Source organism: Trueperaceae bacterium (assembly GCA_019454765.1).
In the GTDB taxonomy this organism is placed as follows: Bacteria; Deinococcota; Deinococci; order Deinococcales; family Trueperaceae; genus JAAYYF01.
Genome location: JACFNR010000039.1, coordinates 11,523 through 20,738 on the forward strand (window position 1 = coordinate 11,523; position 9,216 = coordinate 20,738).

Annotated in this window: 7 protein-coding genes and 1 pseudogene; 4 read left to right on the plus strand and 4 right to left on the minus strand. The window is 69.2% G+C overall.

The window, feature by feature from the left end; genetic code table 11:
• Positions 1–446: 446 nt before the first annotated feature.
• The 4 genes and pseudogenes from H3C53_10390 to H3C53_10405 form a co-directional block, all read right to left on the minus strand.
• A complete protein-coding gene (locus H3C53_10390; GenBank protein MBW7917075.1) occupies positions 447–824 on the minus strand; it encodes a hypothetical protein in 378 nt (125 codons plus the stop codon).
• A gap of 190 nt (positions 825–1,014) precedes the next feature.
• Positions 1,015–2,703: a cbb3-type cytochrome c oxidase subunit I gene (locus H3C53_10395; protein ID MBW7917076.1), complete on the minus strand. Its 1,689-nt coding sequence runs from the start codon at positions 2,701–2,703 to the stop codon at positions 1,015–1,017.
• Positions 2,700–3,617 carry a c-type cytochrome gene (locus H3C53_10400; GenBank protein ID MBW7917077.1) on the minus strand — a complete coding sequence of 306 codons (918 nt, stop codon included), beginning with the start codon at positions 3,615–3,617 and terminating at the stop codon, positions 2,700–2,702. The genes H3C53_10395 and H3C53_10400 overlap by 4 nt, the downstream gene beginning before the upstream one ends.
• A 170-nt stretch (positions 3,618–3,787) precedes the next feature.
• Positions 3,788–3,988: pseudogene (locus tag H3C53_10405) on the minus strand (hypothetical protein).
• Between the two features lie 379 nt (positions 3,989–4,367).
• Here H3C53_10405 and H3C53_10410 point away from each other — a divergent pair.
• From H3C53_10410 to H3C53_10425, 4 genes are all read left to right on the plus strand, one after another.
• On the plus strand, positions 4,368–5,606 hold the full coding sequence (locus H3C53_10410; protein ID MBW7917078.1) for an extracellular solute-binding protein: 1,239 nt from the start codon (positions 4,368–4,370) through the stop codon (positions 5,604–5,606).
• Positions 5,607–5,758: 152 nt separating this feature from the next.
• Positions 5,759–6,688, plus strand: a complete 930-nt coding sequence (locus tag H3C53_10415) for a sugar ABC transporter permease (protein MBW7917079.1) — start codon at positions 5,759–5,761, stop codon at positions 6,686–6,688.
• A gap of 52 nt (positions 6,689–6,740) precedes the next feature.
• Complete coding sequence (locus H3C53_10420) at positions 6,741–7,517, plus strand: carbohydrate ABC transporter permease (GenBank protein MBW7917080.1); 777 nt, start codon at positions 6,741–6,743, stop codon at positions 7,515–7,517.
• Positions 7,514–8,695: a DUF1343 domain-containing protein gene (locus H3C53_10425; GenBank protein MBW7917081.1), complete on the plus strand. Its 1,182-nt coding sequence runs from the start codon at positions 7,514–7,516 to the stop codon at positions 8,693–8,695. The genes H3C53_10420 and H3C53_10425 overlap by 4 nt, the downstream gene beginning before the upstream one ends.
• Positions 8,696–9,216: the final 521 nt, after the last annotated feature.

The following is a 9,216-nucleotide window of genomic DNA, read 5'->3' on the forward strand; positions in this document are numbered from 1 at the left end:
CGTCTGGGCCGTGGCGGCGCCGACCAGGGCGAGGGTGAGGGCGAGGGCCGCGGCCGTCGGCCGGACGCGGGCGTGGCGTTGCTGAGTGGAGCTACCGCGGGTGCTTGTCGCGCGGTTATCGTTCGCGCTGGTGCGCATGCGAGCCTCCTGGCGGCAGCACCCCGACCGGTCCGGGGCGCGGCTTCGCGTGGGGTCGTGACCCGCGTCCGGGTCCCGGAACCTAATCCATAGTGGTTCACTATGGATTAGGGGGAACATCGCACGCGCGGCGGAGGCTTGTCAAGCGCCGAACTGGAGGACGGTCCTGACGGATCGCGTGAGACCGTCCCGTCTCGTTCCCAGCGCCCCGCAGCGGGCCCATGGGCGCGGCCTACAGACCCTCTCGCTGCGTCGAGAACCAGCAGCAGAACCAGGACGGATGTCGATCTCCGCATCCGGCACGCCCCTCAACGGTCGCTGATGGTTTCCTCCGCTTGGATCGGCCCACCAAGCAGCGACAGACTGGTCCATGAAGTGACGATGCCGGGAAGCCTGAGGCTCCACCATTCTATGCCCATCCGCACTGGTGCAGGAGCCTCCTGAAGGTCCAGAACCTTGCCCAGCCATCCGCCTTCCTCGTGGTAAAGCGCGCCTTCGTGGACGACCACATCCTGCGGCCGGAACGTCGCGGTCAGCAGGTACTCTTTCGCCTCGTCGTCGCGCTGCGGGTCGTCGCAGTGGAACAGGTCGAAGACGAACCGCACCCGTCCGGCGTCATCTTGCGTGATCGCGTCCACGCCCTTGTCGTACAGGTCGTAAACCCGCAGGAACTCCTCCAAAGCCATTCGTTGCATCCGTCTTCTCTCCGGTGGGAGGGTCCCGATCGCTTCCCGGGGTTGTTCCCGATGGGCGTTCTCGGGTCGATGGGACGTGCGACTTGCTGGAACGGTTGTAGTCCGAACCCAGCGCGGAAGGGCAGCACCCCCGATGCGGGGTGCTGCCCTTCCGCGTCCTCTCGACTGTAACAGCCTCGGATCAGTCGGTGGCGGCCGGGATGGCGCCGCGCTCCATCGTCGCCTGCGACGCGCGCTCGCGCGCGCCGAGGGAGGCGAGGAAGCGCCACACGAACAGGCAGGTCGTGAGGAGCAGGCCCGGGTAACCGACGCCGGCCGCCAGGTAGGGCAGCGTCGGGTCGCCGAGCTGCACGCGCGGCAGGTTGAAGCTGAGCAGGCCGAACGTGATGATGAACCCGAAGATCCACATGGCCGTCAGCCATATGCCGGCCTCGAAGCCGGTGAGGGGCCGGCTCCAACCGCTGGTGGGCGGCGTGTACGGCGCGACCGCGCCCGCCGCCTCCCGAACGCGCACGCGGTGGCCGAGCGTGAGCAGGTCGAAGACGATGACCAGCACGCCCACGAGGAACAGGAACCCGAACGCCGGGAGCATCGCCTTGTAGAGGCCCATGGCCGGGAACACGTCGCCGCCGAACCAGTCGAGGCCCAGGGTGCGGTAGACGAAGACCTGCACCGTGCCGCCGATGGCGAACGCGAACGCCAGTCCGAGCATGCCGATGAACACGAGCCAGAAGGCGAGCTGGCCGAAGCGCTGGTCGAAGTTGGTGGCCTTGCGGATGTGCGGGATGACGTAGTAGGCGGCGCCGAGGCCGAGCATGCCGAAGGTGCCGAACATGGCCAGGTGTGCGTGGCTGGGCGTGACCCAGGTGCCGTGCGACCAGACGTTGGTGACGGCGAAGGTCATGGTGAAGCCGAGGATGCCGGCGCCGACCATCTCGAGCACCGCCGAACCGAGCAGGAAGTAGAACGCCGGGGCGTTCTCGAGCGGCTTGCGGTCGTGGTGCGCGTCCAGGTACATGTGCCAGAAGCAGAGGATGAGCGGCAGCGGCTCGAGGGCCGAGAAGAGCGAGCCCCAGAACTGCCAGAACTCCGGCGTGCCGACCCAGAAGTAGTGGTGCGCGTTGCCGAGGAAGCCGCTCAGCCACACGAGGACCACGCCCCAGAACACGGCGTAGCCCACGGCCTTGACGCTGGCCTTGAACATCAGCACCAGCAGGATGCCGATGAGGCTGATGTGGATGACCTCCCACACGCCCTCCACCCAGTAGTGGACGACGAACCAGCGGAAGTACTCCTGCAGGTCGATGCGGCCGACGAAGAACATGCCGAAGACCCACATGACGGTGAGCGCGAGCACGCCGATGGCGAGGCCGCCATGGATCTCGTTCCAGTGCCGCCAGTTGGGGAAGGTGCGCCAGACGATGTAGGCGAGGATGGCGAAGCCGATGAGGATGATCACGTCGGCCACGCGCCCGGCCTCGAGGTACTCGAGGCCCTCCTGGATCCACGGCTGCCCCAGCCACCAGCCGGCGACGCCCTTCTGGGCGAAGTAGATGCTGGTGCTGTTCCAGGCGGTGACGGCCACCAGCGCCACGAACAGGAACTTGATGAGCCAGGGAGCCGCCAGCTCACGTTTCGAGAGTAGTGGTCCCACGAACAGGATGGTGCCGATGAAACCCGACAGGATCCAGAGGACCCCCAAGTTGACGTGCTGCGCCCTGGAGATGTTGAAGTTCATGATGCCGGCGAGGAGCGTGGGATCGGCCTGCTGCATGGAGACGAGGACGCCGAACAGCACCTGCACGAGGAACAGGATGAGCATCAGTACGTAGAAGCGCAGGGCCAGGCGTTGCGTTCCGTACTTGATCATTGCGACTCCAGGGAACGGATGTAGGCCACGATCGCGTCGACCTCACCCTGCGCGAGCACGTTGGCGTACGAGGGCATGACGCCCTTGGGGTAGCCGGCCACGATCTGAGCGTCTGGCGCGGTGATCGCCTCGCTCAGGTAGGCCTCGTCGATGAGGGCAGTCCCGCCGCCCTCGAGCTGGGTGGTGGTGCCGTAGATGCCACCCCAGCCCGGCCCGACCTTGCTGGCGGCGTCCGTGGCGTGACAGGCGAGACATCCGTACTGCTCGGCGAGCTGCTTGCCCTCCGCGGCGGTGTCGGCGGCCGCCTGGGTGGGCGCGCTCGGGGCGGCGGGCGTGGTCGCGGGCGCTGCCGTCGTCGCCGCGACCGCGACGAGCGACTTGGCGGCCATGGGGTGCTCGAGCCCGTTCACCTTGGGAGTGGGGGGCCAGCCCTCCGTGTCCATCAGCGACGTGTACTTGAGGAAGCCGATGAGGTCTTGGACCTCTTGCGCCGTGAACGGCAGGTTGGGCATGAAGGTGTCGAGGCCGCCGCGGCGCTCGATGCGCTCCTTGGCGCCCGGGAACCGTTCGTAGTAGGCGGCGAGGTCGGTGATGCCCGTCTCGGCAGCGACCTTGGGGTTGGCGAGCTGCACGCGCAGCGCCGCCTCCGTGGGCCAGGTGCCGGCGGATGGGAGGAACGCCGCTATCCAGGCCGGGCCGGCGGCCTCGTAGGTGTCGGTGAGGTCGGGGCCGAAGTAGGCGCCGTTGCCCACGATGGTGTGGCAGCCCATGCAGTTGTAGGCCTGGAAGACGCGCTTGCCGTCGATGGCTTCGTGCTCGCCCGCGTACTGGACGGTGTCGGGCGTGACCTGCCCGCGCGACCCGACGAACGAGAAGGCGGAGAGGATGATGAACACCACGATCATGAAGGCCAGGACGAGGAGCGAGGTGCGGCGCCGCGCGTACTCGATGGGGGAGATGGGGTAGTCGTCGGCCATCAGTGTGCTCCGGCGGCGCCGTGGTCGCCGTGGGCGTGGTCGCCGTGACCGTGATCGTGCCCGGCGTGGTCGTGCGCCCCGTGGTCATGCGCCCCGTGGTCGTGGCCCTCGTGCATGAACAGCGCCCGCAGGGTCCTGAAGAAGACGTAGAAGACGAAGATGGCGAGTACGAACCCCAGCGCGAAGTAGATCCACCACGCCGTGGTCGACTCCGCGAAGTAGCTGAACGAGCGCCAATATGGCCACGAGAGCGCGAAGCTCAGGATGCTCGCCACTACCGAGAGGGTCAGGTCGATCGACCTCTGCATACGGTGTTGCTCCTCCCTTGGTCGCCTCGGGCGGGGGATTGGTTGCTGTACCGCGGCGACCAGCCGACATACTTAGACCCGCATGTCCAGTTATAGGTCTTGGCGGGGACGTTCGGCCTTGACCTGACTACGGGCCTGGTACACAGCACCCTGGCGCAGGCACATGGTCGGTAGGGCGTCGGAACCGGGAGCGTTACGGCGTAGGCCGGACCGACCGGCGCCGCGTTATGGCCGACCGGCGTTCGGCACGCGCCCGCCGGTGCCGTTGACGCAAGTGGTATGTGATAGGTATAAAGCAGGGTGTAGGAAAACGCGAGCCACGGAGCAACCGGACGGGTCGGCGACCTGCGTGGCTCACCGGACAGTAAGGAGAGCAACCATGAAGCGTGCCTTCCGCTCCCTCGCACTCGCCGTCGCCGCGGCGCTCCTCGCCACCGCGGTGGCCGAGACCACCCTCACCTTCTGGAGCTGGCGCACGGAGGACGTGGCGGCCTACGAGAAGTTCATCGCCGCGTTCCACGCCGAGAACCCCGACATCAACGTCACCTTCACCCCCTACCTCAACACCGAGTACAACACCATCCTCTCCACCGCGCTGCAGGGCGGCGGCGGCCCGGACATCGTCCACCTGCGCGCCTACGGCGGCATGGAGGCGCTGGCGGGCGCCGGGCTCCTCACGCGCCTCGACGGCAAGGTGACGGCACTCGAAGGGTTCGACAAGGGCATCTTGCTCGGCGCCACCAACCGCGCCGACGGCGGGGTCTACGGCGTGCCGTTCGCGCTGCAGACCGTCCAGGTCCTCTACAACAAGGCCATGTTCGAACGCCTCGGCCTCACCGAGCCCACCACCTGGGCCGAGTTCCTCGCCGTGGGCGACGCCCTCAAGGCCTCCGGCGTCTACGCCCTCGCCAACGGCGCCAAGGACCCGTGGACGGTCGAGACCCTGTTCGGCGGCGTGGCTCCTACCTACTACGGCTGCACGCCGTTCTTCGAGGAGATCACCGCCGGCAAGACCAACTTCCTCGACCAACGCTTCAGCGCCGCGCTCCAGCGCATGCTCGACCTGCGCCCGTACATGGCCGACAACTACATGGGCGTCGGCTACACCGACATGCAGACCATCTTCGCGTTCGAGCAGGCCGGCATGTTGATCGGCGGCTCCTACGAGCTCGGCAACATGGCCAGCCTCAACCCCGACCTGCAGATCGGCTCGTTCCCCGTGCCGGCCGACGACGCCGCCACCCCGAGCTGCATCAGCTACTACGTCGACGGCTCGTACGGCATCAACGCCGCCAGCCCCCACCAGGCCGAGGCCCTCAAGTTCATCGAGTTCCTAGCCAGCCAGGAGTACGGCCAGATGTTCACCGACACGCTCCAGCAGATCTCGGCCGTGCCGGGCACCGTGCCCACCAGCAAGCCGCTCGCCGAGATGGTCGGGCTGATGACCAGCGAAGGCACCCCGTACCTCATGCTCACCGCCTTCCGGTTCGGCCAGCCCAGCGGCTCCACGCTCCTGCAGAACGAGATGCAGGGCGCCATGGCCGGCGACAAGAGCCTCGCCGAGGTGGTCAACAACATCCAGCGCGGCGTGGCGGAGTGGTTCGCGCCGTTCCAGTGACCGCCGGTCGCTGACAGGCGACCGCCGTAGGCCCAGGGGGCGCCGCGCCTGACGGAGCGGCGCCCCCTGGCGCTGGGGAACCGGCCGGCGGCGGACGGCCGGTCGCCGCCTGACGCCCGCGCCTCACGACCCCGACGCGACAGGAGACGAGCATGCGGTACCGCAGGAACTGGTGGGGCAGGAACGGGCACCTCGTGCTCTTCCTCGCCCCCGCCACCATCATCTACGGCCTCTTCATGGCCTACCCGCTCCTGTCGTCCCTGAGCTACAGCCTCTTCGAGTGGGACGGCTTCATCCGCCAGGGCTTCGCGGGGCTCAAGAACTTCGTGTCGGTCCTCACGCGCTGGCCCTACAACGAGCGCTTCTGGTCGGCCCTCGGGCACAACGCCTACTTCTTCGCCGTCACGTTCGCCATCCAGACGACGCTCGGACTCTTCGTGGCGGTCCTGTTGGCCCAGAAGCGCCGCGGCTTCGCGTTCTTCCAGGCCGTCTACTTCCTGCCGCACACCCTCTCGCTCGTGGTGGTCGGCTTCCTGTGGCGCATGCTCCTCAACCCCACCTGGGGCGCGCTCGCCCAGGGGCTCAAGCGCGTCGGCCTGGACGGCGCCGTGCAGCCGTGGCTGGGCCAGAGCTCCACCGCCCTCACCGCCGTGGTGCTGGTGAACGGCTGGGCCTGGCTCGGCTTCCCCATCCTCGTCTACCTGGCCGCGGTGCAGGCCATCCCGCGCGAGTTCAACGAGGCGGCGCTGGTGGACGGCGCCAACCCGTGGCAGAACTTCCGCTTCGTCACCCTGCCGCTCTTGCTCCCGTCGCTGACCATGGTCACCATCCTGACCTTCATCTGGGACTTCAACGCGTTCGAGCTCGTCTTCGTCATGCAGGGCGCCTCCGGCTCGCCCGCCTACGCCACCGACCTGCTCGCCACGTTCTTCTACCGCACGGCGTTCGGCGACCCCACCACGGGCGGGGAGCCCGGCCAGATCGGGCTCGCCGCCGCCATCGGGGTGCTGATGCTCGTGATCATCGGGATCGTCTCTGTCCTCGGGGTGCGCTTCATGACGCGCCGGCAGACGGAGTACTGACGTGCGCGCCCGGCCCCTCCCCACCACCTTCGTCTACCTGTTCCTGGCGCTCATGGCGCTCGTCTTCCTCTACCCCGTGCTGCTCATGGTGCTGACGGCCTTCAAGACCACGCCCGAGATCTTCCGCAACCCGTTCGGGCTGCCCGAGGCGCTCACCTTCAAGGGGTTCGCCACCGTGTGGCAACGCGCCCACTTCGGGCTCTACCTGCGCAACAGCGTCATCGTGACGGGCGCCTCGGCCCTACTGCTCATCGCCAGCGCGGCGCCGGCGGCCTACGCGCTGGCGCGCTACACGTTCGGGCTGCGCACCTTCCTGTTCATCTTCTTCCTGGCCGGCATCATGATCCCCATCCGGCTGGGCATCCTCCCCCTCTACCTCCTCATGCGCGACCTGGGCCTGATAGACACGCCGTTCGCCCTCGTCCTCACCTACACGGCCTCCGGGATGCCCATGGCCGTCTTCCTCCTCTCCGTCTTCTTCCGCAACCTGCCGCGCGAGCTGGAGGACGCCGCCCGCATCGACGGCTGCACTGAGTGGCAGACCTTCTACCGCATCATGCTGCCACTCGTGAAACCGGGGCTCGCGACGGTCGTGATCGTCAACGTCGTGCCGTGGTGGAACGACTTCTTCTTCCCGCTCCTGTTCCTCACCACGGACCGCTGGAAGACGATCCCGCTCGGCATGCAGATCTTCTTCGGGCAGCACCTCATCGACTGGAGCCTCGTCTTCAGCGGCATGGTGCTCGCCAGCCTGCCGCTCCTCGTCGTCTACCTCGTCATGTCGAGGCAGTTCATCGCGGGCCTGACCGCCGGGGCGGTCAAGGGATGAAGGGCTACGGCATCGACGCGCTCCTCGCCGCGCCCGAGCGGTACCTCCCCGGCCCGCGCCTCCTGCTCCTCGCCAACCAGGCCTCCCTCACGGCCGACGGCCGGCCGACGCTCGAGGCCCTGCGGAACCACCCCGACCTCGAGCTGACCGGGCTCCTGACGCCCGAGCACGGCTTCAGCGGCTTCGAGGACGACGCAACCCCGATCGACGACCGGCGCGACGCCCGCACGGGCCTCGCGCTGCATAGCCTCTACGGGCCGCGGCGCCGCCCGCGGGCCGAGGTCCTGGCCGACGTCGACGCCGTCGTGATCGACGTCCAGGAGGTGGGCGTGCGCTGCTACACGTACGCCACCACGGCCGCCCTCGTGTGCGAGGCGGCGGCCGAGGCGGGCACGCGCGTGGTGTTGTGCGACCGCCCCAACCCCCTCGGCGCCAGGGTGGACGGGCCGCTGCTCGACCCGGCCCGCCGCTCCTTCCTCGGCTACCTCGACGTGCCGTTCCAGCACGGCCGCACCATGGGCGAGGTGGTGGCGTGGGGCACGCGCGCGAGCGGCGTCGACCTGGCCGTGGTGGGCGTGGGCGAGGCGGCCGTGCCGGCCCGCCGCCCGTTCGTGCCACCCTCGCCGGGGCTCCCCACCCCCGACGCGGTGGCGCTCTACCCGGGGCTGGTGCTGCTCGAGGGCACCAACCTGAACGAGGGTCGCGGCACCACCCTGCCGTTCCAACTGCTGGGCGCGCCGTGGCTCGACGGTTACGCCCTGGCGGCCGAGCTGAACGAGCTGCAGGTGCCGGGCCTGCTGTTCAGGCCCCTCACCTACCTGCCGCGCAGCGACACCCACGCCGGGCGGACTTGCAGCGGCGTGCAGCTTCACGTGGTGGACGCCGCGGCGCTCAGGCCGTTGACCGCCGTGGCCGGGGTGCTGCGTCACGTGCGCGCCCGCCACCCGCGCGAGTTCGTCTGGACGCTCGCCGCCCACAAGCCGTGGAGCCGGCTGCCCGGCGCCGGCGAGCCGTGGCACGAACCCGTGACCGGCTACCTGGTCGACGCCTTGACGGGCGACGACAGCGTGAGGCGCGTGGTCGACGGCGACCTCGACCTGGAGGTCGCCACGGCGAACTGGCGGCGAGCGACGACGGAGTGGACGGCGGCGTTCGAGGAAGGGCGCGGGGCGGGCTGACCCGGGCCCCGGCCCCCGGCCGCGGTCGCGACGGGCGCTACGAGCCGTCGGTCCCCCCGTGGGTCCAACCCGTTCTCCCAAGCCGTCGTGCCGACCCGTGGGTCAAACAAGAAGGACGCGCTCTCGCGCGTCCGATATCTTCAATCTACCGCCGTATGCGTTATCCGTCAAGTGGTTGCAGCCGGGTGGGGGCGATGGGGTTCGGGAAGGCCCCGGAAGTGGGCCTAACGAGCGGCCGTCGGGCGGGAACCGCCCCGGCAGGGGGGCGGTTCCGCGGCCTGGCGGCGAGCGGGCCGGTGCTCAGCGGAGCCCCCGGCCGTGACCTCGGGCCGGGCCCCAGCCTTGGTTCCGTTCTTGGCCCCAGCCCTGGCCCCGCCCCGGACCCCACGGGCCCGGCGCGCCGAGCCGGAGGCCGGCGCGGCGCGCCTGCGCCAGGGGGCCGGGCGCCTCGCCACCCACGATCTCCGCCAAGCGGCGGCGCAGCGTGGGGTGGCTCTCGCCGAACGCGCGGACGTCCTCTA

Coding starts and splice junctions, on each gene's coding strand:
- H3C53_10425 (MBW7917081.1), top strand. CDS start 7,514: ATGAAGGGCTACGGCATCGACGCGCTCCTCGCCGCGCCCGAGCGGTAC.
- H3C53_10410 (MBW7917078.1), top strand. CDS start 4,368: ATGAAGCGTGCCTTCCGCTCCCTCGCACTCGCCGTCGCCGCGGCGCTC.
- H3C53_10420 (MBW7917080.1), top strand. CDS start 6,741: ATGGCGCTCGTCTTCCTCTACCCCGTGCTGCTCATGGTGCTGACGGCC.
- H3C53_10390 (MBW7917075.1), bottom strand. CDS start 824: ATGGCTTTGGAGGAGTTCCTGCGGGTTTACGACCTGTACGACAAGGGC.
- H3C53_10415 (MBW7917079.1), top strand. CDS start 5,759: ATGCGGTACCGCAGGAACTGGTGGGGCAGGAACGGGCACCTCGTGCTC.
- H3C53_10395 (MBW7917076.1), bottom strand. CDS start 2,703: ATGATCAAGTACGGAACGCAACGCCTGGCCCTGCGCTTCTACGTACTG.